Raw genomic sequence first — 22,164 nt, forward strand, 5'->3', positions numbered from 1 at the left:
TTTTACACATGGCGTCAAAACGTAACGTAGAGGACGAGATTCTGGACGCGGCCCGCGCCTGCGTCGAAGCCTTCGGGGTGCGCCGGACCACCCTGACCGACGTGGCTCGGCGCGCCGGGGTCAGCCGCCCCACCGTCTACCGGCGCTGGCCGGACGTGACCGCCCTGGTCGCCGACCTGCTCACCCGCGAACTCAGACGCATCCTCATCGCCGAAGAAGTGGAGGCGGAGCGCGAGACGGACACGGGGGAGAACACCCGGACCCGGCTGGTCCGGCACGCCGCCGGTGTGGCCCGCGCGATGCTCGCCCACCCGCTGGTCAACCGCATCGTGGACACCGAACCCGAGCTCCTGGTCACCTACACGTTCCACCGCCTGGGCAGCAGCCACCGCGCCGCCCTCGACCTGCTCGAACCCGCCCTCGCCGCGGGCCAGACCGAGGGATCGATCCGCGAGGGCGACCCCGGGATCCTGGCCCACCTGTTCATGGTCACCGTGCAGAACACCGTGACCTCCCGCCGCCTCTTCACCGACGTGCTCGACCAGGACGGACTGGTCGAGGAACTGTCCGTCCTGCTCGACGGCTACCTGCGGCCCTGACCCACCCTCTCCGGAAAGGACGCCCCGATGCGTCAGCACACCTGGTCCACCTCACTCAACGCCTCCCGGCGCACCGCCGACCTCGCCGAACTGGAGGCATGTCCCGAGGTGGACGTCCTGGTGGTCGGCGGGGGAGTCACCGGTACCGGAGTCGCCCTGGACGCCGCCTCCCGCGGCCTGTCCACGGTGCTCGTCGAACGCGAGGACCTCGCCTTCGGCACCAGCCGCTGGAGCTCCAAACTGGTCCACGGCGGGCTGCGCTACCTCGCCAAGGGCCAGATCGGCATCGCCTACGAGAGCGCCCGCGAACGCGACGTCCTCATGCGTGTCACCGCGCCCCACCTGGTCCGTCCCGTGCCCATGGTGGTCCCCGTCCACCGGGACACCGGCCTGGCCCGCGCCCTGTTCGTCCGCGCCGGGATGGGCATGGGCGACCTCCTGCGCGTGCTGTCCCGCACCCCCTCCTCGGTGCTCCGCCCGCCCCGGATCCTCAACGCACGCCAGACCGCCCGCCTCCTCCCCGGTGTCAAGACAGAGGGACTGCTCGGCGGAATCCTGTCCTTCGACGGTCAGCTCGTCGACGACGCCCGCCTCGTCATCGGGATCGCCCGCACCGCGGCCGGTCAGGGCGCCCGGATCATCACCCGCTGCTCGGCCGAGAGCATCACCGCGGACGGTGCCCTCCTGCGCGACGAGACCACCGGCCGGATCATCCCGGTGCGGCCGCGCGCGGTGGTCAACGCCACCGGGGTGCACGCCGACGCCCTCGACCCCGGCATCCGGCTGAGCCCCAGCCGCGGCACCCACCTGGTCCTGGACGCGGCGACGCTCGGCCACCCCAAGGCCGCGCTGACCGTGCCGATCGAGGGGAGCACCAGCCGGTTCGTGTTCGCGCTCCCGCAGCCCGACGGTCGAATCTTCGCCGGACTCACCGACGAGCCCGTGGACGGACCGGCCGCACGCGTCCCGGAGGTCCCCGAGGAGGACGTGGACTTCCTCCTCACCCAGTTCAACCGGGCGCTGTCCACCGAGCTGACCAGGTCGGACGTCATCGGCTCCTTCGCCGGGCTGCGCCCGCTGCTGCGCGGCGAGGAACACAGCTCCAACCTGTCCCGGGAGCACTCGATCTCGGTCGCCCCCAACGGTGCGGTGACCGTGGTCGGCGGCAAGCTCACCACCTACCGGGCGATGGCGGAGGAGACCGTCGACGCGCTGGTCGCGGCACACCGCCTGCCCGCCGGGCCCTGCCGCACCCGCGAGCTCCCGCTGGTGGGCGCCGCCTCCCACGAGGAGCTCGACGCCCTGGACGCCCCGCGCCACCTGGTGGCCAGATACGGGACCGAGGCGGCCGACGTGCTCTCCACCGCCGGGGGAGACCCCGACCTGCTGGCCCCGATCACCCGCGGCATCACCCCGGCCGAACTCCGCTTCGGGGTGAGCCACGAGGGCGCCCTGAACACCGATGACCTGCTGGAGCGCCGGAGCCGGATCGCCCTGGTCGACACCGACCGCGAACTCGCGGAGACCGCTGCCAAGGAGGCCCTGGCCTGGGCCGAACAAACGGAGGCGTGACCGGTTCCGGTGTGGCAGGAGTTCAGCGGCGAATTCGGGGAACTCACCACACCGGCCTCCCCTGTTCCGAGACGATGTGATCGCGTAAGGTCATACCGGTTCGAGCCTCCCTCCTCGGACACTCCAGCAGCCGCCCCCGTTTCGGCTCGCCCGTCCACTGAGCCGCCCCGCCGAAGGAGTCAGCCATGCCCACGCTCGTTGCCGTGCCCACTCTCACCAAGAACGAGGACAGAGTTCTTGAGCGGGTCCCGGACGAGTACCGGCACTACTTCAACGGCCGAGTGCCGGTCCCGTTCACCAAACGCCGCTGGGAGTTCAGCGGCGAGCCGGTGAGCGTACCCCTGGTCCGCGCCTTCCTGGAGACCTGCGCGGCCGGGCGGGACTCGGACTACCAGTACGTGCTCACGCTGCTCGGCGCGGAGCTAGCCACCAACGCGATCCGGCACAGCCGCTCGGGGGAGCCGGGCCAGACCTTCGTGGTCCGCGTGGACCGGGGGCCGAACGGGCTGACGGTCACCTGCCGGGACAACGGAACCCCCGTCAGCGCGCTCAAGGACGAGGGCGGCCAGCTGTTCGCGGCACCGCCGGAGGAGAGGCTCACCGCCGAGGACGGGCGCGGCCTGGCGCTGATCGACAGCTTCGCCACCACCTGGGGCGACAACGGACACCCGAGTATCCGCAAGGTGTGGTTCCACCTGGCCTACGACATGACCGGCAGTTCCTGGCCCGCCGCCTGACCAGGCACGAAGACACCCCCACCCTTGCCAGTCGTCGTGACGCGTGCCACTATTTCCTACCTATAGGTAACTTTGTGGCGTGGGTCACGGATCGGCGCGATTCCGTCACCCTGCCGGACGTCTCCGGGATGCTCCGGGATGCTCCGGGCGTTTCCGGGACACTCCGGGCGGCACAGGTCACCTGTGCGCAGGCACCGTTCACCGAACGCGGTCCGCGACTGTCCCGACCGCCCGTGCCGCCCCCCGCGGCCCGTCCCCCAAGGTGCCCCATGGACTCCGCCCTCACGACGATCGGCCTCCCGATCGCCCTCGGCATCATCATGCTCGGCCTGGGTCTGTCCCTCACCGTCAAGGACTTCACCCGGCTGATCTCCATGCCCTGGACCATCGTCCTGATCCTGGGCTGCCAGATCGTCCTGCTGCCGATCTTCTGTTTCGGCCTGGTCCTGGTCTTCGTCAACTACTTCGACCTCTCACCGCTGCTGGCGGTGGGCATGATGATGATGGCCGCCTCCCCGGGCGGAACCACCGCGAGCCTGTACAGCTACCTGTTCAAGGGCAACGTCGCGCTCAACATCTCCCTGACCGCGATCAACTCGCTCACCGCCATGGTGACCCTGCCGCTGATCACCGGCTTCTCGCTCGGCTACTTCACCGAGGGCGGGTCCATCGGGCTCCAGGCCGACAAGATGATCCAGGTCTTCGCGGTCATCCTCGTCCCCGTCGCCATCGGCATGTTCATCCGCGCGAGGATGACCTCCTTCGCCGAACGCATGGAGAAGCCGGTCAAGCTCGGATCCGTCTTCGTCCTCGTCGCCGTCATCGTCGGCGCGATCGCCGCGGAGTGGGCCAACCTGCCGCAGTACATCGTCTCGGTCGGCCTGATGGTCCTCATCTTCAACATCGTGAGCCTGACCATCGGCTACTGGGCCCCGCGCATGGTCGGTACCAAACGCCCCGAGGCCATCGCCTCCTGTATGGAGATCGGCCTGCACAACACCACCCTGTCGCTGACCATCGCCGTCACGGTTCTCGGCAGCACCGAGATCGCGATTCCCTCGGCGGTCTACGGCGTGCTGATGTTCTTCACCGCGGCCGCCGCCGGGGTCCTGCTGACCCGCCGCGACACCCGGGAGGCCAAGGCCGAGGCGGAGACCGTGTAGTCGGTCAGCGGCCCCGGCGGGCCGGGTCAGGCACCTGACCCGGCCACGGTGACTTCGGGCCCCGTCCCAGCCCCGCTGCCCGGGAGACCCGCCTCAGCCCCGGTGGCTCAGGTAGGTGAGGACCGCTCGGACCCGCCGGTGGCCGGTGTCCGTGGGGGCCAGGTCCAGCTTCTGGAAGATGTTGCCGATGTGCTTGTGCACGGCGTTGTTGGTGACGACGATCCGTTCCGCGATCTCGGTGTTGTCGTGCCCCTCGGCCATGAGGGCGAGCACCTCGCGTTCCCGGGCGGTCAGGGACTCCAGCGGGTCCCGCTCCCTGCGGGCCAGCAGCTGCTGGACGACCGCCGGGTCCATCACCGTGCCGCCCCCGGCCACCTTCCTCAGAGCGTCGACGAACTCGCTCACCCGGCCGACCCGGTCCTTGAGCAGGTACCCCACGCCGCCCTGGCCGTCCGAGAGAAGCTCGCCCGCGTAGTCGCGTTCGACGTACTGGGACAGCACCAGTACCGGCAGGCCGGGGTGGGCGCTGCGGGCGGCGATGGCGGCGTGGATGCCTTCGTCGCGAAAGTCCGGGGGCAGGCGCACGTCCACCAGGGCCAGGTCCGGCCGGTGCCGGTCGACGGCCTCCGCGAAGGCGGGAACGTCCTGGGCCACCGCCACCACCTCGTGGCCGCGGGTGGACAGCAAGAGCTTGAGGCCCTCGGACAACAGCACGTTGTCCTCGGCGATCACGATCCGCACGGAAGCTCCACCCCGATCACCGTCGGTCCGCCCTCGGGGCTGTGCACGGACACACGTCCGTCCAAGGCGGCGACCCTCCTGCGCAGGCCCTGGATCCCGCTTCCGGCGGTCTCGTCCGCCCCGCCCCGTCCATCGTCGGTGACGGTCAGCGTCAGCAGATCCCCCCGCTTCTCCTCCGCCCCCGCCTTCCCCTCCCGGGAGAGCCGTACCGTCACCGAGTCCGCACCGCTGTGCCGGACCGCGTTGGTGACGGACTCGGTGACCGCGTAGTAGGCGGCGGTCTCCACCGCCACCGGAAGCGTCCCGGGGTCGGTGACGTCCAGTCGCACCGGCAGCGTGGTCCGACCGGCCAGCGCGGCGAGCGCCCCGGGCAGCCCCCGGTCGGCGAGGATGGGCGGATAGATGCCCCGGATGACGTCGCGCAGCTCGGACATGGCCTCCTCCGTGCCCGTGTGGGCCTGTTCCAGGAGAGCGGCGACCGTCGGATCCGCCACCGCCTCCTTCGCCACACCCAGCTGCATCGCGATCGCCACCAGCCGCGCCTGGGTGCCGTCGTGCAGATCGCGTTCGATCCTCCTCAGCTCCGCGCCGTGGGCGTCCACCACACCGGCCCGGGTGCGCTGGAGCTCGTCGACCCGCGTGGCCAGCTCCTCCCGCCGCTCCCGTTCGGAGGGCGCCAGCAGCCGGACGCACAGCCGGGCGTGGAGTCTGGCGGCCGGCGGGACGACCCACACGGTGATCACCGTCCCCGCCACCAGCTGCACGGCGGCGACACCGAGCGCGACCCCCCAACCGTCGACGGGGAACCCGAACTGCATCGGCTGCAGGTCCGGGGGGAAGGCCCACCACAGCAGCATCTGCACCGTGTTGAGCATCATGCCCGGGCCCAGCAGTCCCAGGAGCCCGAACACCATGCTCACCAGCGCGAACACCGGGGTCCAGAGCAGAAGCCGGAGCACCGCCGGTCTGCGCACCAGGGTCAGAAGGCTCCGCTCGGCGGGCAGGGAGAGTGCTGGGGACTCGACCCCGAGCAGCCGGGCGGCCCGTCCCCGGTTCCAGTCGGCCCATCGGGCCACCAGCCGCAGCCACCTGGGGAACACGAACAGACCCACCCCGCTGACGGGGATGGTCAACGCCACGACCAGGGTGAACGGAAGCACCAGGAGGGTGAGCATCCCGGCTCCCAACGCCAGCAGCAGGTAGCCGCACGCTCGTAATGCCCGACCCCAGACGTCCCGCATCCCGCACCCCTCGATCTTGTTCGCGTGCCGACCCGGTTTCGTCGACACCGAACAGTCTGGGGTATCGCGATCGTGCCGGACACTACAGCTGGCTACCGGAACCCGGAGCCCGGCCACCGCTCCGTCCGGAGTTGTCCACAGCCCGCGGATCATCCTCCCGTTCGTCGCTGTTACGGCGCAGACTGCAAGCATGAACCAGATCCCGCCGCAGAACTTCGCGGGTGTGTGGCCCGCCGACGACCGTCCCGCACCGCCCCGGGTAGGGACGGAGGCCGAGGTCCTCACCGCCTACCTCGACTGGCACCGCACCACCTTGGAGGCCAAGTGCGAAGGGCTGAGCCCCGAGCAGCTCTCCGCGCGGGCCGTCCCCGCCTCCGCTCTCAGCCTGCACGGGCTGGTCCGCCACCTGGCGGGGGTGGAGCGCTGGTGGTTCCGGATCCAGTTCGCGGGGGAGGACCTGCCGTTGCTGTACTACGCCGACGACGACCCCGACCAGGACTTCGACGACCTCGGCGGGGACCCGGCCGAGGCCTTCGCGACCTGGCGGGCCGAGGTGGACCGGTCCCGGGAGATCGTCGCGGCGGCGGGAACGCTGGACGCGGCGGGGATGGAGTCACGCTCCGGCGAGCCCATCCAACTCAGGTCGGTCCTGGTGAAACTCATCGCCGAGTACGCCCGTCACAACGGCCACGCCGACCTGCTGAGAGAGAGCATCGACGGCGCCACCGGAGTGTGACCGACCCCCGAGAGGAAGGCGGAGCCCCGTGCCCGCAGATCCCCCGGCCCGTCCACCGATCCACCACCCGTTACCTGACGCGCTCCCCCTGACCCGCGCCGTGCCTCGCCTGTACGGCAGGATCATCCGACAGGGCTGCGGCGGAAACTTCGCTGTGGTGTGGGCGGACGCTCTGCCACTTGGCCCCGGCCGGAGCCGGGTCGAGATCGTCGACGAGGTGACCCACCGGGTGGAGGGCGACCGCTTCCCCGAGGAGTACCTTGCAGCCCTGGGCGACGGTGTGCACAGGGCCTGGACGCTCGATGACGGGCCCAGACCGCCCTATGCCGTCCGCGTCACCGACGCCCGCTGGCACCCCATGGACTCCAACCCGATTTCCTTCAGGGCGGTCGGCGAGTACCTGGCAACCGAGATCACCGCCTGCCTGCGTGAAGGCCGCGCGCCCCGCCCGCTGGTGCTGCCCAGGACCCGCCCGCCGCTGCCCTGGGAACGTGAACTGCTCCACCCCGAGCAGGGCGGCGCGCCCTGACCTCACCGGGCTCCGGCGCTGGGGGCGTCCCAGCCCGGTCCGGTACGGAAGGGGGAGTGGAGCAACGGTCTAGCTGTCGTCGCCGTCGTCGTTGGTGAGGGCGTCAACCGCCACCGCCACGCTGATGACCAGGGCCGGGTCACCGGCGATGTCCTTGCGATGGGTGTTGACGTCCACCGCGTAGGTGTCGCGTATCCGGAACCACTTACGGGAGACCACCGCGACGGTGCCCTCCTTGTCGCTGATTGAGTACTCCTTGTCGAAGAAGCTCCCGACCACCTCCCAGTCGGGGCCGCCCTTGACCTCCACGGCGAGCTTGTCCCGGAGGGGATTGAACAGCCTCTTGCGGACGGTCGCGACGGTCTTGCCGTCGTGCTCCACCCGCATCTGGTCGCGGACCTTGAAGAGTTTCCTGCGGATCACCATGAGGACTTGGCCCTTGGGATCCTTGAGCTCGAAGGTGGTGCGCACCCGCAGCGCCTTGCCGTCCACCCAGAACACCTTGGTGCCCTGTTCGTCGGTCACCCAGAAATCGTCGCCGATGTCGAACACGCGGTCACCGGACCTCCTGGAGGATGCCCCGGCCTTCAGTCCGGGAAGGAATCCGGTTACCCACGTAGCGGATCAGGTCAAGCCGATCCGCCGCCAGGCGAACCGGTGCTACCGAGTGCGACCTCCAGCAGGTGCACGATCTCGGAGTTGAGCGACCGCCGGTCGTGTTTGGCCTGGTCGGCCAGGCGTGCGTGCAGGTCGGCGGGCAGGCGCAGCGAGATGCGCTTCTCATCATCCATAGCTCCAGAATAGGCGCGGAATGTCACCGCACTCATGTATGTTTGGCATCATGACGACACCACGAAAGCAGGAAAAGGATGCCGGGCATGCCCGGTACACCTACCGGCTGCGCGTGTCGTCCACCGCCGGACACACCCTCCTCGGCGAGTGGGACCGGTGCCGGTGGGTGTGGAACCAGTGCGTGGCCGCCTCCCGCGATGCCCACAAGGCCGGTGAGAAGTGTGGTCCGGCGATATTGGACAAGCAGCTCACCCGATGGCGTGCCGACAACGCGTGGCTGCGCAAGAGCGCGAGCGTCCCCCAGCAGCAGACCATCCGCGACTTCGCCACGTCCCGCAGCAAGGCGCTCAAGGACATCGCCGACCGGCTTCCCGTCAAACAGCGTGCGGGGATGCCCCGCTTCAAGAAGAAGGCCCTCGCGGCCCCGAGCCTGAACTACACGCGGCGCGGGTTCCGCCTCAAAGACAAACGCTTGCACCTGGCTGGCGGCATCACGCTGGGTGTGGTGTGGTCGCGGGAACTGCCCGCTGACCCCAGCAGCGCACGCGTGTACCGCGACGCTCTGGGCCACTGGTACGTGTCGTTCGTGGTTCCCGCCCGAACCGAGCCCCTCCCCGAAACCGGCGCGGTGATCGGTATCGACTGGGGTGTGAGGGAGATCGCGACCACCACCAGCGACGACCACGACCTGCCCCACCCCGAGCACGGCAAGAGCGCCGCGCAGAAGCTGGCCAGGTACCAGCGGATGACGGCGAGGAGGAAACCTCCCAAGGGCAAGCCCGCGTCGAAGGGTTATCGCAAGGCCCGACGCCAGGCGGCTAAGGTCCACCGGAAGGTGGCCGCCCAACGCCAGGACACCGCCCGCAAGTGGGCGAAGAAGGTGGTTGGTGAGCACGACGCGATCGCGGTGGAGGACTTCCGGCCGCGCTTCTTGGCCAAGTCCACCATGGCCCGCAAAGCGGCTGATGCGGCGATCAGCGCCACCAAGCGGGCGTTGGTCGAGATGGGGCGCAAGCACAGCCGGGATGTGCACCTGGTGCACCCGGCCCACACCACGATGGATTGCGGCGACTGCGGGGCGAGAGCCAAGCACCGCCTGCCGCTGTCCGAACGTACCTATACCTGCACCGCGTGCGGGGTGTCCCGGCCCCGGGACAAGAACTCCGCGCGCGTGATGCTTCTCCGGGCTGGTCTGTACCCGGGCGGTACCGAGGGTGTAAGACCTGATCGTCCGCAGGGCGGTCAGGCGGCCTGAGCCGTGAATCCCCGCAGTTCTCATGGCGGGAGGGGACAACAATCCTCTCCTTTCAGGGAGGGGAGCAGTCAAGTACCAGGAACTTCATGACACGACGCCAGTAGATCCCGATTCCTGCCACCAGAACCACGGTTGTGCGGGATCCCTCGCCTCGCCGCGCTCTGTGGCGGTCAGGTCGCGGGCTGGGCCGGTTCCTGTTCCTGTGCGGCCTGCCCCGGCTCCGGGGTGAGCTCGCGCAGGGCGCCCACCAGCGGGGCGAGTTCAGGGGTCTGTGCCGCGTCGTCCAGAGCCTGGCGCAGTACCTCGTCGTGGGTGGGCCGGGCCCGGGTGAGGAGCTCCATTCCGGCGGGGGTCAGCTCCGTGTAGATCCCGCGCCGGTCGTCGGCGCACAGGATGCGGGTGAGCAGCCCTCGGTCCTCCAGTCGGGTGACCAGGCGGGTGGTGGCGCTGTTGGACAACGCGGCGGCGCGGGCGAGCTGTCGCATCCTCATGTGCCAGCCGTCCTGCCGGTTCAGGGCGTCCATGACGGTGTACTCCACGACGGAGATTTCGTGTTCCGACTGGAGTGCGCGCTCCAGGGCGGTCTCGATGAGTCCGTGGACGGCGGCGAGCGTTCGCCATCCGTGCGCGCGGATCTCTACGGCGTCGTCGGCGATCCCCATGGCCGCCCCACCTCCTCGTGGCTGGTCGCACATCATCTTAGCTTGCGCACGTAGAACGCGCATGCAACTATTTCTGTTGCATGTGCAACTAGTGCACGCACAACGATCTTTCTCTCATCGAGGAGTACTCCTCATGCCGCTCGCGCTCTACGCCCTCGCCATCGGGGGCTTCGGTATCGGACTCACCGAATTCGTCATCATGGGTCTGCTGCCCGAGGTCGGCGCCGACTTCGGGGTCACACCCACCGTCGCCGGGTACCTCATCTCCGGCTACGCCCTCGCCGTCGCGGTCGGCGGGGTCGGCCTGACCGCGCTGCTCAACCGGGTGGACCGCAAACGCGCCCTGCTCCTGCTGATGGTGCTGTTCATCGCGGGCAACCTGACCTCCGCGCTCGCGCCCACCTACGAGGTCATGCTCGCCGGGCGCATCCTCGCGGCCCTGTGCCACGGTGCGTTCTTCGGGATCGGCGCGGTCCTGGCCGCCGGGCTGGTCCCCGTGCACCGCAAGGCCGCCGCGATCTCGATCATGTTCGCCGGGCTCACCACCGCCACGGTCCTCGGCGTGCCCTTCGGGACCTTCCTCGGCCAGGCCTTCGGCTGGCGCTCCACCTTCTGGGCCATCACCGTGATCGGCGTGGTCGCCTTCGCGGGTATCACCGCCCTGGTCCCGGCCGCCAAGACCGCCGCCACCTCGGCCGTGCCCGCTGCTCAGGGCGCCACCAGCGCGACCGAAGCCGCTCCGTCGGCCCCCGCGCCCAGCCTGCGCACCGAACTCTCCGCCTTCCGCAGCACCCAGGTCTGGTTCTCCCTGGTGGCCACCGTCCTCGGCTTCGGCGGCATGTTCGGCGGGTTCACCTACATCGCCTTCACCCTCACCGAGGTGAGCGGGTTCGCCGCCACCACCGTGCCGTGGCTGCTGGTGCTCTTCGGCGTGGGCCTGTTCGCCGGGAACATCCTCGGCGGGCGCGCCGCCGACCGGAACCTCGGCCGGACCCTGCTGGTGCTCTTCACTCTGCTCACCCTGGTCCTGGCCGCCTTCGCGCTGGTCGCACACCTCAAGTGGGCCGCGCTGGCGGCCCTGCTGCTCATGGGCTTCCTCGGGTTCGCGACGGTGCCCGGTCTCCAGATGCGCATCATGGACTTCGCCGCCAAGGCCCCCACACTCGCCTCGGGCGCCAACATCGCCGCGTTCAACGTCGGCAACGCACTGGGCGCCTGGGCCGGAGGCCTCGGCCTGGCCGCCGGTCTGGGCTTCACCTCGCCCCTGTGGGTGGGCGCCCTGATCACCCTGGCGGGGCTGGCCGTGATCGCGGTCGCGGTGCACCTGCGTGGAGGGGAGTACGCCCGCCTCGACCTGAAGCCGGTTCAGGTGCTCTGACCGGACCGGGGGCTTCGCCGCTGGGACAGCCAGATCGCCAGAACCACCAGTACGCAGCCCGCCAGTTGGACGGCGGTCACCCGCTCGCCCAGGAAGACAGCGCCCATGGCCACCGCCAGGACCGGCGGGAGCACGAGGATCGCCGCGCCGGTGCTCGCGGACAGCCGGGGCAGTGCCGAGCCGATCATCAGCCAGGTCAGTACCTGTCCGGTCAGTGCCAACAGCGCCAGCCACATCCAGGCCCGTGCGTCCAGTGACGCCAGCTCGATCCCGCTCCACAGCGCACCCAGCACACCCGCGGCCAGCGCCGCGGCGGCGGTGGAGACGCACACCGGGGTCACCGTGTGCCCCTGGCCGCCCGCGAGCCGGGACAGGAAGAGGTACCCGGCGTAGGTGATCCCGGCCGTGCAGCCGTAGGCCAGGCCGAGCCAGGGGTCCCCGTCGGGAACCGCGCCGGTGCTCCCGGCCGGGTTGAACACCCCGGCGGTCAGGGCGATCCCGGCCAGCATCACGGGTACCGCCAGCAGGAACCGCAGCGGTGCGCGGTCGCCCAGGAACACCCACGCCAGCAGGGGGAAGACCACCACCTGGATGTTGAGCAGGACGGTCGCCATCCCCGCGCCCACGTGTTGGATGCTCGCCGCCCAGAACACGTAGTCCACGCCGAGCAGCAGCCCCGCCGCCGCGTCCAGGCCCAGCAGCCGCCGCGCCCGCGGGCCGATCCGGCGGAGCTCGGCGGCGGCCATCGGGACCAGAAGGAACAGTGCGAGCGCGCACCGCAGGAAGGCGGCGGTTCCCGTGTTGGCCCCCGAGAGCTTGACGAACACACCCGTCGCGGAGGTGCAGCCCGAACCCACCACGGCCAGGGCCACGGGGTTGATCCGGTCCAACACCGAGCCCCCTCGGGGCTCCCGCTTCGTCTCCGTGCTCGCCACCGAGTCCGCACTCCTCACCGTCGCCCCCATCGTTTTCCTGAGAACCAGCCTGCCGCCCACAACCCAGAAACAAAAGCGATGATTTGTCGTATGTACTCGGTAGCATTGCTGATGTGTTCAGCATCGAACGACTGAGGGCGTTGGCCGCCGTACGGACCTACGGCTCCATCGCGCGCGCGGCGAGGGTCCTGCACGTGACTCCTTCGGGGATGTCCCAGCAGCTCACCAAATTGGAGCGGGAGGCGGGCCAGCGCCTGCTCGAACCCGACGGTCGGACCGTGCGGCTCACCCACGCGGGCCGGGTTCTGGCCGGGCACGCCGACCGGGTGCTCGCCCAGGTCGCCGAGGCGCAGACCGACCTGGCCGCCCTGGACAGCCAGATCCTCGGGCCGCTGCGCCTGGGCGGGGTGGGCAGCGCTGTGCGCACCCTGCTCCCCGGCGCGCTGTCCGCCCTGCTCGCCGAACACCCCCGGCTGACCCCCACGGTCCGCGACGGCGAGGTGGTGTCCCTGCTGCCGCCGCTGTTGCGCGGGGAACTGGACCTGGTCATGGCCGAGAGCTGGTCCAGCCGCCCGGTCGCGCTCCCGGCCGGGGTCCGCACGGTGCGGCTCCTGGACGAGCGGGTGTGCCTGGCCCTGCCCTCCCACCACCCCTTCGGCGACCGGGGCACGGTCGACCTCGCTGACTTCGCGTCCCCGGGGGTCTCCGCTGACCCCCGAGTCTCCAACGGGTTGCCGTGGGCGAGCTGCCCGGCGGGCACCGAACCCTATGAGGCGATCCTCCAGGCCCTGCGCGCCCGGGGCGTGGAGCCCGACATCAGGTACACGCTCGCCGAGATCCCCTCCCAACTGGAGCTGGTGGCCTCCGGGCTCGCCATGGCGCTCGTCCCGGACCTGGGCCGGCGCACCGCACCCGAAGGTGTGCGGTTCCTGCCCACGGAACCGCCGCTTCGTAGGACCATCGAGGCGGTGTGGCGGGCCGACGCCGAGACCCCGGCGATCCGCGCCTGCGTCACCGCGCTCACCGACATCACCAGTAGGACCGACAGCGGTACCAGCAGCACCAGCGCCACCACCGAAAGCAGCGCCGCCGGCGCCGACCACACCACCGCACCGAACAGAGGAAGCACGTGAACACTCCCTGGCACACCCGGCCCATGGCCGCCTTCGACATCGAGACCACCGGCCTGGACGTCGAGGGGGACCGGATCGTCACCGCCGCCCTGTGGCGCATCGACCCCGCGCGGGGCGCCAAGGAGGTCACCACCTGGTTGGCCGATCCCGGGATCGAGATCCCGGCGGAGGCCGCCGAGATCCACGGCGTCACCACCGAGCAGGCCCGTGCCGAGGGCCGCCCCGCGGCCGAGGTGGTCACCGAGATCGCCGCCGCGCTGGAGGCCGTCACCGCCGACGGCATGCCCGTGGTGGTCTACAACGCCCCCTACGACCTCACCCTCCTGGATCGCGAGATCGCGCTCCACCGCCCGGGTGCGCCCCTGGGCGCCCAGCCCCTGGTGGTGGACCCGTTCGTCCTGGACAAGCACGTGGACACCTACCGCCGGGGCTCCAGGAAGCTCGTCGACGTCTGCGCCCACTACGACGTCCCCCTCGCCCAGGAGGAGGCGCACGGGGCGGCCGCCGACGCGCTGGCCGCCGCGCGCCTGGCCTGGCGGATCGCCGCCGCCCACCCCGAGATCGCGGAGATGTCCGCCGAGGACCTGCACCGGGCCCAGGTCAAGTGGAAGGCCGAGCAGTCCGCCAGCTTCCAGGAGTACCTGCGCCGCCGGAACCCCGAAGCCGTGGTCGACGGCACCTGGCCGCTGATCCCCGCCACCTGACCTGACCGCTCCTGGCCGAGACCGGGACCGCGGCCACGGTCACGCCCGCGGCACGGGTCGGCGTTCCGCGGGCGCCTGCCGACGACGGCCGTGCCAGGCGTGTACGTAGTGGACGAGGACCGCGGTGGTCGCCGCCACGAACACCGCCTGCATGGCGGTGCGGACGGGCAGGCTTTCGGTGAGGCCGGTCGGGACCCCCTCGGTGATGGCGTACACGTTGGCCGGGAACATCGCCACCAGCATCAGGGTCAGCCCCGCGGCCGCCCAGGGGGCGGTGCGGTGCCACAGCAGTCCGGCGGCCCCCGCGAGTTCGAGGACCCCGGTGACGGTGACCAGGAGCTCCGGCGCGGGCAGGGCCGGGGGGACCATGGCGATCAGGGTGTCCCGCAGCCCCACGAAGTGGGCCGTGCCGGTGACGGTGAACATGGCGGCCAGGCCGCCGCGCAGCGCCACCGGCCATGGGCGCAGGCGCCGGACGCCCAGCAGTCCCAGCACCGACAGGAGCGCTGCGGTGCCGACCAGGGTGATCAGGGGTGCCATGACTGCTCTCCCTCTCCAGCTCTCTGCGGCCCTCTCCGGACCAGCGAATCTTTCCACTGGAAAGTCAACGCGAAACGCCCCCATCTTGTCAATGGAAAGATTGAGTGGGTAGGAAGTATCCGTCTGCCAGGACAGGCCGAAACAAGGAAAAAGTGAGTCCAGGGAGGCCGGGGGAGCGCTGGGGGCCCACAGGCGGGAAGTCACCGAAAAGCAGAAAAGGCACCCCGTAGGATGCCTTTTCGCTGCGTTCTCGCTGTGCCCCCAGGAGGATTCGAACCTCCGCACCCGGCTCCGGAGGCCGGTGCTCTATCCCCTGAGCTATGGGGGCGCGCTGCTGCGTGAACAACTGTAGCAGGGGTTGTGGGTCGGTCGACCACTCCTCCGGGGCACACGCCGCCCAACCCCGCCGGATACTGGATTCCAGTGGTGCCGCCGCGCTCGGCGGCGGTAGTGTCACGGTCGTGAACGCCCTTCCCACACGGGTTCTCGTCGTCGAGGACGACGAGGTGATCCGCGAACTCATCCGCCTGAACCTCGAATTGGAGGGGTTCGAGGTGTTCACCGCCATGGACGGTCAGGACTGCCTGGACCGCGTGGGTCACGTCGAACCCGACGTGATCACCATGGACGTGATGATGCCCCGGCTCGACGGCTGGTCCACGGTCGAGCGCCTGCGCTCGGACGGTTACGACCGCCGCATCGTCATGGTGACCGCCCGAGCCCAGGCCGACGACCGCAGACGCGGGGAGCGGATCGGCGTGGACGACTACCTGACCAAGCCCTTCGACCCCGACGAACTGGTCGACCTGATCCGTGCCCTCCTGGGGGAGGGCGACGGCGGAATCGGGGGAACGGCGTGACCCCACGCGGGCTGGAAGCGGTCCTGCGGCGCGCCGCCCTGCGCGCCTTCGACCTGTCCGAGGCGGACGTCCCCTTCGTGTGGCCGCGCAACGACCACGCGGCCGACGGGGCCGACGCCGCCGTCGCCCTGGCCCCCCGCCTGGTCGGCCGGGTCCGCGACACCCTCCCCAAGGGCCGGGAGGACAGCCACCGGCGCGTGGTCTGCGAGCGGATCTCCGACGCGGTCGACGCGATGGCCGAGGAGGGCGAGCCCGACGCCGGGTTCGCGCGGGTCCTCGCGGACAAGCGCGGCTTCACCAACGTCACCTTCACCTGCGAGCAGCGCCAGAGCCTGCTCCGCGCCGCCGCGGACGGGCCGCGCTACCTCACCGGCCGTCCCTGGACCGGGACGGGGGAGTGGCCCCGCTCCGAACTGCACGAGGCCGGGCCCCTGGCCCAGGCCCGCCGGTACGCCCGCGCCGACGCCCGGGCCCGTATCGCCCTGGCCGTGGGTGAGCAGGCCCCGCCGCCCGGCCCCGAGGGCGAGGCCTCCTGGCGGGACCGCTACCTGGACACCGACCGCGCCGAACTGTTCACCCCCGCGGGCCGCGTGCTCGGTCGGATCGGGGAGGACAGCGCCCGCGTGGCCTTCTGCCGCTCGCTTCCCGAACACCCCCGCGAGAGCGAGACCACCGGGCGCGACCTGCCGGTCCTGCCCTCGGCGGACAAACCCGGGGCCTGGGTCCGGCTCACCGACGCCAACCCCGCCTTCCGGCTGCGCTACGCCCACGCGCACGCCCTGAGCAGCCTGCGCTGGGCGGAGCGGACCCCCGCCCCAGGCGCGCGCGGCTGCCACCACGGGCACGGGGCGAAGGTGCGCGGACTCCTCTTCGACGGCCCCAGCGTCCTGGACACCGCGGCCCGCCGAGAGGAACCCCATATCCTGGTCAGATACCTGGAGGCGCTGACCAGTGCCTACGATGAGTGGCGGACGGGTTCCACCACTGCCGCCGAACCGGCCCAGGGGCCGGAGCCGACGTGGGCCGCCCTCGACCCGGCGCTGCCCGCCGCCGTCGCCGGCGTGATCGGCACCGGACTCTTCCTGCTCGGGGTGTCAGCGCCCACAAGGCTGTAGACACCCCTGCTGCCGCGGGCCCGCACCACGGGCCCGTCCGCGGATCCGTACCGCGGACCCGATGGGACCAGCCCAACCCCTGTGTTCCGATCGGCTTAGTGGACAATGAGTACCGGAACATGCCCCGGTCGCCTTCCCGCGCCGACCGCCGGTCAACACAGCACAGCCAGAACTATCGAAGTCCCAGCCGAAAGACCGTCATGAGCCGCTACGCCCACCCCGCCGGATCCCGCCACGCGGAGGTCCTGCCGGAGGAGAACCCGCCGCTGCCGCCCGAGGACCTCAACGCGCTGAACCCGCGGGTCTGGCCCGCCACCGCGCGTCGCTCGAACGGTGAGGTCACCGTCGGCGGCGTCGGCGTGCGCGCCCTCGCCGCCGAGTACGGCACCCCGCTCTTCGTCATGGACGAGGAGGACTTCCGCGCCCGGGCCCGTGACTACGCCACCGCCTTCGCCGACGCCGACGTCTACTACGCGGGCAAGGCCCTGCTGACCAAGGCCGTCGCCCGCTGGGTGGTCGAGGAGGGGCTCAAGCTCGACGTCTGCTCCGGCGGTGAACTGGCCGTGGCCCTGGCCGCCGAGGTCCCCACCGACCGCATCGCCATGCACGGCAACAACAAGTCGGTGGCCGAGCTGCGCCGCGCCGTGGAGGCCGGGGTCGGCCGGATCATCCTGGACTCCCTGGACGAGATCGACCGCCTGGAGGCCGTGGCCGCCGAGTCCGGCGCCCGCCCCAAGGTGCTCATCCGGGTCACCACCGGCGTGGAGGCGCACACCCACGAGTTCGTGGCCACCGCGCACGACGACCAGAAGTTCGGCTTCGCGCTGAGCACCGGCGCCGCCGCCGAGGCGGTCCGCCGCGTCCTGGCCGCCGAGCACCTGGAGCTGGTCGGCCTGCACTCGCACATCGGCTCGCAGATCTTCGACACCTCGGGCTTCGAGGTCGCCGCCCGCCGCCTCACCAAGTTCCTCACCCGGATCCACGAGGAACTGGACGTCACCCTCGCCGAACTCGACCTCGGCGGCGGCCTGGGCATCGCCTACACCGCCGGTGACGACCCGCTCGACCCCAAGACCATCGCGGCCAGCCTCACCGCCATCGTGCTCCGCGAGTGCACCGACGCGGGGCTGCCCATGCCGCGCATCGCGGTCGAGCCGGGCCGGGCCGTGGCCGGTCCGGCCGGGATCACCGTTTACGAGGTCGGTACCGTCAAGGACGTCGAGGGCATCCGCACCTACGTCAGCGTCGACGGCGGCATGAGCGACAACATCCGTACCGCCCTGTACGGCTCGGAGTACACCGGCCAGCTGGTGTCCCGGGAGAGCGACGCCGAGCCGATGCTCTCCCGCTTGGTCGGCAAGCACTGCGAGAGCGGTGACATCATCGTGCACGACCTCTACCTGCCCGCCGACCTGCGGCCGGGTGACCTGGTGGCGGTCGCCGCCACGGGTGCCTACTGCTACTCCATGGCGAGCAACTACAACCACCTGCCCCGCCCCGCCATGGTGGCGGTCCGGGACGCGAACGCACGGGTGATCGTGCGCAGGGAGAACGAGGAGGACCTCCTCCGCCTCGACGTAGGCTGAACCGTCCGCACCGCGGGCGCCGCACCGGTGCCCGGCAGGGTTCGGACACGAGAGAAGTGGGAGTCACGCCCAAATGGCGATGAAGGTGGCGCTGCTCGGATGCGGCGTTGTGGGTTCGGAAGTCGTCCGCCTGGTCAACGAGCAGTCCGGGGAACTGGCCGCGCGGATCGGCACGCCGATCGAGATCGGCGGCATCGCGGTCCGCCGGCTGGACCGCGACCGCGGCGTCGACCCGGCGCTGCTGACCACCGACGCCACGGCGCTGGTCACCCGCCCGGACATCGACGTCGTGGTGGAGGTCATCGGCGGGATCGAACCGGCCCGTTCGCTGATGCTCGCCGCGATCAAGGCGGGCAAGTCCGTGGTGACGGCCAACAAGGCCCTGCTCGCCGAGGACGGTCAGACACTTCAGGCCGCGGCCCGCGACGCCGGGGTCGACCTGTACTACGAGGCGTCCGTGGCGGGTGCGATCCCGCTGCTGCGCCCGCTGCGCGACTCCCTGGCCGGGGACCGGGTCAACCGGGTCCTGGGCATCGTCAACGGCACCACGAACTACGTGCTGGACCGGATGGACTCCCTGGGTGCCGGGTTCACCGAGTCACTGGAGGAGGCACAGGCCCTCGGGTACGCCGAGGCCGACCCGACCGCCGACGTCGAGGGCTTCGACGCCGCCGCCAAGGCCGCGATCCTGGCCCGGCTGGCCTTCCACACCCAGCGGGTCACCGCCGCCGACGTCCACCGCGAGGGCATCACCGGGGTGTCGGCCGCCGACATCGCCAGCGCCCGCGCGATGGGCTGCGTCGTCAAACTCCTGGCGATCTGCCAGCGCTCCGAGGACGGCGAGTCGGTGGGCGTGCGCGTCCACCCGGTGATGCTTCCGGTCGAGCACCCGCTGGCCAGCGTCAAGGAGGCCTACAACGCGGTGTTCGTGGAGGCCGAGTCGGCCGGTCGCCTGATGTTCTACGGAGCCGGGGCCGGCGGCACGCCCACCGCCAGCGCCGTCCTGGGCGACATCGTGGCGGTGACCCGCAACCGCCTGGCGAACACGTCGGTGGGGGAGGGCGCTCACGACACCGGTCTGCCGGTGCACGACATGGGTCAGACCATCACCAGTTACCACGTGGCGCTGGACGTGGCCGACCGCCCCGGTGTGCTCTCCAAGGTCGCCGAGATCTTCGCTGACCACGGGGTGTCCATCAAGAACGTGCGCCAGGAGGGGACCGGGGACGATGCCCAGCTCGTGCTGGTCAGCCACCCCGCACCGGACTCCGCGCTGAGCAGCACCGTCGAGGAGCTCAGCGTGCACCCGATGGTCCGCGACGTCGCCAGCGTCATGCGCGTGGAGACCTTCCAGGATTAGCCGGACCCCGCCGGGGCCCGTGTGCGCACGGGCCCCGGCGCCCGGTCGGGACGACGGTCGGGAAATCCACCGAATGTCCACATTGTGAGAAAAGTATGCCCGGGATGCAAGACGACTCGGGCAGGGTCATAGACTCGTAGCAGGTGGGGACGGATCGCCTCCGCGACGCCCCACCCGCATCCCGCGCGCGCCGAGTCCGGCCGCGTGTCAAGCGCAACCGCATCCACCCGAAAGGGACACCGTCGTGAGCATGGCACGGGCGTGGCGAGGCATCGTCGAGGAGTACCGCGACCGCCTTCCCGTCAACGAGAACACCCCCGTCGTCACCCTCCAGGAGGGCGGCACCCCCCTGCTGCCTGCCACGCGCGTATCCGAACTCACGGGATGCGAGGTCCTCCTCAAGGTCGAGGGCCTCAACCCCACGGGTTCGTTCAAGGACCGCGGTATGACGGTGGCCATCACCAAGGCCGCCGAGGACGGCGCCAAGGCGGTCATCTGCGCCTCCACCGGCAACACCAGCGCCAGCGCCGCGGCCTACGCCATCCGCGCCGGCATGACCTGCGCCGTGCTGGTGCCCCAGGGCAAGATCGCCATGGGCAAGCTCGCCCAGGCCCTCGTGCACGGCGCCCGCCTGCTCCAGGTCGACGGCAACTTCGACGACTGCCTGGAACTGGCCCGCAAGCTCAGCGTCGACTACCCCGTCGCCCTGGTGAACTCGGTCAACCCCTACCGCCTCCAGGGGCAGAAGACCGCCGCCTTCGAGATCGTGGACGCCCTCGGCGACGCCCCGGACATCCACTGCATCCCCGTCGGCAACGCGGGCAACATCACCGCCTACTGGATGGGCTACACCGAGTACGCCAAGGACGGGATCTCCACCAAGGCCCCGCGCATGCTCGGCTTCCAGGCCAGCGGTTCCGCCCCGATCGTCAACGGAGCACCGGTCACCAACCCGAGCACCATCGCCACCGCGATCCGCATCGGCAACCCGGCCTCCTGGAAGCTCGCCGAACAGGCCCGCGACGAGTCCGGCGGCCTCATCGACAAGGTGACCGACCGCCAGATCATGGCCGCCTACAAGCTCCTCGCCGCAGAGGAGGGCGTGTTCGTCGAACTCGCCTCCGCCGCGAGCGTGGCCGGGCTCCTCCAGGCCGTCGAGGCCGGGCAGGTCCCCAAGGGCAGCCGGATCGTGTGCACCGTGACCGGGAACGGCCTCAAGGACCCCGACTGGGCGCTGGCCGGAGCCTCCTCCGCCACCACCGTCCCCGTCGACGCCCAGGCCGCCGCCAAGGCCCTCGATCTCGTCTAGCCGACCACTGCCGACCACCGGATGATCTTGCTACCAGAGGCGATCTCGGCGCCTTGGGTTCCAGAGGCACCGCGCCTCTGGTAGCAAGATCATCGCCTGTATGGAGCCCACTGTGACCTCTCCGCGCCCCGACCGGGTGTCCGTCCGGGCACCGGCGACCAGCGCCAACCTCGGCCCGGGCTTCGACGCCCTCGGGTTGGCCGTCCAGCTGTACAACGAGTTCGACGTCGCGGTCCGCGCCGACGGCGAGCTCCGCATCCGGGTCGAGGGGGAGGGCTCTGGCGAGGTACCGCTCGACCGGCGCCACCTCGTCGTCCGGGCCATGCACGAGGCCTTCGAGCGGGTCGGGGAGGAACTGCCCGGCCTGGACCTGCACTGCGTGAACCGCATTCCGCACGCCCGGGGTCTGGGCTCGTCCTCGTCGGCGATCGTCGGCGGGGTCGCCGCGGCCGCCGCGCTGCTGGGCCGTACCGGACCCGACGGTGGGCCGGACCGGGACTGGATCTACCAGATCGCCGCGGACATCGAGGGCCACCCGGACAACGTGGCTCCGTGCGTCCACGGCGGCTACACCGTGGCCTACCGCGACGGCGACTCCTGGGCTGCCGCCCGGCTCACCCCCCACGCGCGGATCCTGCCCGTGCTGTGCGTGCCGGGGTGGAAGCTGTCCACCGAACGCGCCCGCGGTCTCCTGCCCGAAACCGTCTCCCATGCCGACGCGGCCTTCAACGCGGGCCGTGCCGCGCTGATGACGGCGGCCGTTTGTGGCCAACCCGAATCCCTGTACGCGGCCACCGAGGATCGGCTACACGAGGCCTACCGGGCCCCCGCGATGCCCCGAACCCTGGAGCTCATCGGTGACCTGCGTCAACACGGGGAACTTCCGGCCGTGGTCTCCGGCGCGGGGCCCACGGTGCTCGTGCTGTGCTCGGTTCCGGAGGGTTCGGCGCGGGAGGATTCACCGGAAATCGTCCGGCAGATTGATTTGATCCGTCAGCGGGCGGGTAATGATTGGGACATACGCCCCCTGCACATCGAGCCGGCGGGGGTGCGGACCCCATCTCCCCATCCGTAGCATCTGTGTCGAGGAATAGCCGTGGCCTCTGGTGATGTTAGGCTGGGTGAAGCACCAGATGCCCCGTTGCGGGGCGTGTGCTCATCCGCCACAACGGCTTCCGCGTCCCATAATCCGGCGGTCCGATCTCTCGACCTGTCGG

The 22,164-nt window shown here is 70.8% G+C and carries 23 protein-coding genes and 1 tRNA gene; 16 read left to right on the top strand and 8 right to left on the bottom strand.

From position 1 onward, the window contains the following. The first annotated feature begins 8 nt into the window (after positions 1-8). From NE857_RS07740 to NE857_RS07755, 4 genes are all read left to right on the top strand, one after another. Positions 9-599 (top strand): TetR/AcrR family transcriptional regulator, encoded by a 591-nt coding sequence (locus NE857_RS07740; RefSeq protein ID WP_254420370.1) that lies wholly within the window; start codon positions 9-11, stop codon positions 597-599. A gap of 27 nt (positions 600-626) precedes the next feature. Beyond that, positions 627-2,171 carry a glycerol-3-phosphate dehydrogenase/oxidase gene (locus tag NE857_RS07745; RefSeq protein WP_254420371.1) on the top strand — a complete coding sequence of 515 codons (1,545 nt, stop codon included), beginning with the start codon at positions 627-629 and terminating at the stop codon, positions 2,169-2,171. 185 nt (positions 2,172-2,356) lie between these two features. After that, positions 2,357-2,908 carry an ATP-binding protein gene (locus NE857_RS07750; RefSeq protein WP_254420372.1) on the top strand — a complete coding sequence of 184 codons (552 nt, stop codon included), beginning with the start codon at positions 2,357-2,359 and terminating at the stop codon, positions 2,906-2,908. Positions 2,909-3,177: 269 nt separating this feature from the next. Beyond that, positions 3,178-4,071 (top strand): bile acid:sodium symporter family protein, encoded by an 894-nt coding sequence (locus NE857_RS07755; RefSeq protein ID WP_254420373.1) that lies wholly within the window; start codon positions 3,178-3,180, stop codon positions 4,069-4,071. A 93-nt stretch (positions 4,072-4,164) separates the two neighbouring features. Here the strand turns inward: NE857_RS07755 and NE857_RS07760 are convergent, their stop codons facing one another. Both NE857_RS07760 and NE857_RS07765 read right to left on the bottom strand, forming a co-directional pair. Continuing rightward, a complete protein-coding gene (locus NE857_RS07760) occupies positions 4,165-4,812 on the bottom strand; it encodes a LuxR C-terminal-related transcriptional regulator (RefSeq protein ID WP_254420374.1) in 648 nt (215 codons plus the stop codon). After that, positions 4,800-6,053 (bottom strand): sensor histidine kinase, encoded by a 1,254-nt coding sequence (locus NE857_RS07765; protein ID WP_254421911.1) that lies wholly within the window; start codon positions 6,051-6,053, stop codon positions 4,800-4,802. Before NE857_RS07765 ends, NE857_RS07760 begins: the two co-directional genes overlap by 13 nt. Before the next feature lie 190 nt (positions 6,054-6,243). Here NE857_RS07765 and NE857_RS07770 point away from each other — a divergent pair, with 190 nt between their 5' ends. After that, entirely contained in the window at positions 6,244-6,789 is a 546-nt protein-coding gene (locus NE857_RS07770) for a DinB family protein (protein WP_254420375.1), read from the top strand. Positions 6,790-6,817: 28 nt separating this feature from the next. After that, positions 6,818-7,318 carry a hypothetical protein gene (locus NE857_RS07775; protein ID WP_254420376.1) on the top strand — a complete coding sequence of 167 codons (501 nt, stop codon included), beginning with the start codon at positions 6,818-6,820 and terminating at the stop codon, positions 7,316-7,318. 69 nt (positions 7,319-7,387) lie between these two features. Here NE857_RS07775 and NE857_RS07780 read toward each other — a convergent pair whose 3' ends face one another. Together NE857_RS07780 and NE857_RS07785 are read right to left on the bottom strand one after the other, a co-directional pair. Further along, positions 7,388-7,870 (bottom strand): LURP-one-related/scramblase family protein, encoded by a 483-nt coding sequence (locus tag NE857_RS07780; protein WP_254420377.1) that lies wholly within the window; start codon positions 7,868-7,870, stop codon positions 7,388-7,390. A gap of 77 nt (positions 7,871-7,947) precedes the next feature. Beyond that, positions 7,948-8,109, bottom strand: coding sequence for an Arc family DNA-binding protein (locus NE857_RS07785; RefSeq protein ID WP_254420378.1), 162 nt, complete (start codon positions 8,107-8,109; stop codon positions 7,948-7,950). A 50-nt stretch (positions 8,110-8,159) separates the two neighbouring features. On the opposite strand from NE857_RS07785, the gene NE857_RS07790 reads away from it, so the two are divergent. Next, positions 8,160-9,365 (top strand): RNA-guided endonuclease InsQ/TnpB family protein, encoded by a 1,206-nt coding sequence (locus NE857_RS07790; protein ID WP_254420379.1) that lies wholly within the window; start codon positions 8,160-8,162, stop codon positions 9,363-9,365. Between the two features lie 170 nt (positions 9,366-9,535). On the opposite strand, the gene NE857_RS07795 is transcribed toward NE857_RS07790, so the two are convergent. Next, positions 9,536-10,027 carry a MarR family winged helix-turn-helix transcriptional regulator gene (locus tag NE857_RS07795; protein ID WP_254420380.1) on the bottom strand — a complete coding sequence of 164 codons (492 nt, stop codon included), beginning with the start codon at positions 10,025-10,027 and terminating at the stop codon, positions 9,536-9,538. 133 nt (positions 10,028-10,160) lie between these two features. Here NE857_RS07795 and NE857_RS07800 point away from each other — a divergent pair, with 133 nt between their 5' ends. After that, positions 10,161-11,405 carry an MFS transporter gene (locus NE857_RS07800; RefSeq protein WP_254420381.1) on the top strand — a complete coding sequence of 415 codons (1,245 nt, stop codon included), beginning with the start codon at positions 10,161-10,163 and terminating at the stop codon, positions 11,403-11,405. On the opposite strand, the gene NE857_RS07805 is transcribed toward NE857_RS07800, so the two are convergent. Then, a complete protein-coding gene (locus NE857_RS07805) occupies positions 11,393-12,340 on the bottom strand; it encodes a DMT family transporter (protein WP_254420382.1) in 948 nt (315 codons plus the stop codon). The two genes, NE857_RS07800 and NE857_RS07805, sit on opposite strands and share 13 nt — an antisense overlap. 113 nt (positions 12,341-12,453) lie before the next feature. Between NE857_RS07805 and NE857_RS07810 the strand changes: the two genes are divergently transcribed. Beyond that, on the top strand, positions 12,454-13,473 hold the full coding sequence (locus NE857_RS07810) for a LysR family transcriptional regulator (protein ID WP_254420383.1): 1,020 nt from the start codon (positions 12,454-12,456) through the stop codon (positions 13,471-13,473). After that, positions 13,470-14,177: an exonuclease domain-containing protein gene (locus NE857_RS07815; protein ID WP_254420384.1), complete on the top strand. Its 708-nt coding sequence runs from the start codon at positions 13,470-13,472 to the stop codon at positions 14,175-14,177. Before NE857_RS07810 ends, NE857_RS07815 begins: the two co-directional genes overlap by 4 nt. A 39-nt stretch (positions 14,178-14,216) precedes the next feature. Here the strand turns inward: NE857_RS07815 and NE857_RS07820 are convergent, their stop codons facing one another. Further along, a complete protein-coding gene (locus NE857_RS07820; RefSeq protein ID WP_254420385.1) occupies positions 14,217-14,717 on the bottom strand; it encodes a DoxX family protein in 501 nt (166 codons plus the stop codon). 256 nt (positions 14,718-14,973) lie between these two features. Continuing rightward, positions 14,974-15,045: transfer RNA gene (locus tag NE857_RS07825), tRNA-Arg, on the bottom strand. 133 nt (positions 15,046-15,178) lie between these two features. On the opposite strand from NE857_RS07825, the gene NE857_RS07830 reads away from it, so the two are divergent. The 6 genes from NE857_RS07830 to thrB all read left to right on the top strand — a co-directional run bounded on the left by NE857_RS07830 (position 15,179) and on the right by thrB (position 22,022). Then, positions 15,179-15,577, top strand: coding sequence for a response regulator transcription factor (locus NE857_RS07830; protein WP_017580849.1), 399 nt, complete (start codon positions 15,179-15,181; stop codon positions 15,575-15,577). Next, positions 15,574-16,692, top strand: a complete 1,119-nt coding sequence (locus tag NE857_RS07835) for a DALR anticodon-binding domain-containing protein (protein ID WP_254420386.1) — start codon at positions 15,574-15,576, stop codon at positions 16,690-16,692. The genes NE857_RS07830 and NE857_RS07835 overlap by 4 nt, the downstream gene beginning before the upstream one ends. A 200-nt stretch (positions 16,693-16,892) precedes the next feature. Then, positions 16,893-18,278: a diaminopimelate decarboxylase gene (gene lysA, locus NE857_RS07840; RefSeq protein WP_254420387.1), complete on the top strand. Its 1,386-nt coding sequence runs from the start codon at positions 16,893-16,895 to the stop codon at positions 18,276-18,278. 73 nt (positions 18,279-18,351) lie between these two features. After that, a complete protein-coding gene (locus NE857_RS07845) occupies positions 18,352-19,638 on the top strand; it encodes a homoserine dehydrogenase (RefSeq protein ID WP_254420388.1) in 1,287 nt (428 codons plus the stop codon). A gap of 250 nt (positions 19,639-19,888) precedes the next feature. After that, entirely contained in the window at positions 19,889-20,947 is a 1,059-nt protein-coding gene (gene thrC, locus NE857_RS07850) for a threonine synthase (protein WP_254420389.1), read from the top strand. 136 nt (positions 20,948-21,083) lie between these two features. Further along, on the top strand, positions 21,084-22,022 hold the full coding sequence (gene thrB / locus NE857_RS07855; RefSeq protein WP_254421912.1) for a homoserine kinase: 939 nt from the start codon (positions 21,084-21,086) through the stop codon (positions 22,020-22,022). Positions 22,023-22,164: the final 142 nt, after the last annotated feature.

The organism is Nocardiopsis exhalans (assembly GCF_024134545.1).
GTDB classification, from domain to species: Bacteria; Actinomycetota; Actinomycetes; order Streptosporangiales; family Streptosporangiaceae; genus Nocardiopsis; species Nocardiopsis exhalans.

Excerpts from the sequence above, each read along its gene's own strand:
- NE857_RS07740 (WP_254420370.1), top strand. The coding sequence starts at position 9 with ATGGCGTCAAAACGTAACGTAGAGGACGAGATTCTGGACGCGGCCCGC.
- NE857_RS07745 (WP_254420371.1), top strand. The coding sequence starts at position 627 with ATGCGTCAGCACACCTGGTCCACCTCACTCAACGCCTCCCGGCGCACC.
- NE857_RS07750 (WP_254420372.1), top strand. The coding sequence starts at position 2,357 with ATGCCCACGCTCGTTGCCGTGCCCACTCTCACCAAGAACGAGGACAGA.
- NE857_RS07755 (WP_254420373.1), top strand. The coding sequence starts at position 3,178 with ATGGACTCCGCCCTCACGACGATCGGCCTCCCGATCGCCCTCGGCATC.
- NE857_RS07765 (WP_254421911.1), bottom strand. The coding sequence starts at position 6,053 with ATGCGGGACGTCTGGGGTCGGGCATTACGAGCGTGCGGCTACCTGCTG.
- NE857_RS07770 (WP_254420375.1), top strand. The coding sequence starts at position 6,244 with ATGAACCAGATCCCGCCGCAGAACTTCGCGGGTGTGTGGCCCGCCGAC.
- NE857_RS07785 (WP_254420378.1), bottom strand. The coding sequence starts at position 8,109 with ATGGATGATGAGAAGCGCATCTCGCTGCGCCTGCCCGCCGACCTGCAC.
- NE857_RS07790 (WP_254420379.1), top strand. The coding sequence starts at position 8,160 with ATGACGACACCACGAAAGCAGGAAAAGGATGCCGGGCATGCCCGGTAC.
- NE857_RS07795 (WP_254420380.1), bottom strand. The coding sequence starts at position 10,027 with ATGGGGATCGCCGACGACGCCGTAGAGATCCGCGCGCACGGATGGCGA.
- NE857_RS07800 (WP_254420381.1), top strand. The coding sequence starts at position 10,161 with ATGCCGCTCGCGCTCTACGCCCTCGCCATCGGGGGCTTCGGTATCGGA.
- NE857_RS07820 (WP_254420385.1), bottom strand. The coding sequence starts at position 14,717 with ATGGCACCCCTGATCACCCTGGTCGGCACCGCAGCGCTCCTGTCGGTG.
- lysA (WP_254420387.1), top strand. The coding sequence starts at position 16,893 with ATGAGCCGCTACGCCCACCCCGCCGGATCCCGCCACGCGGAGGTCCTG.
- NE857_RS07845 (WP_254420388.1), top strand. The coding sequence starts at position 18,352 with ATGGCGATGAAGGTGGCGCTGCTCGGATGCGGCGTTGTGGGTTCGGAA.
- thrC (WP_254420389.1), top strand. The coding sequence starts at position 19,889 with ATGGCACGGGCGTGGCGAGGCATCGTCGAGGAGTACCGCGACCGCCTT.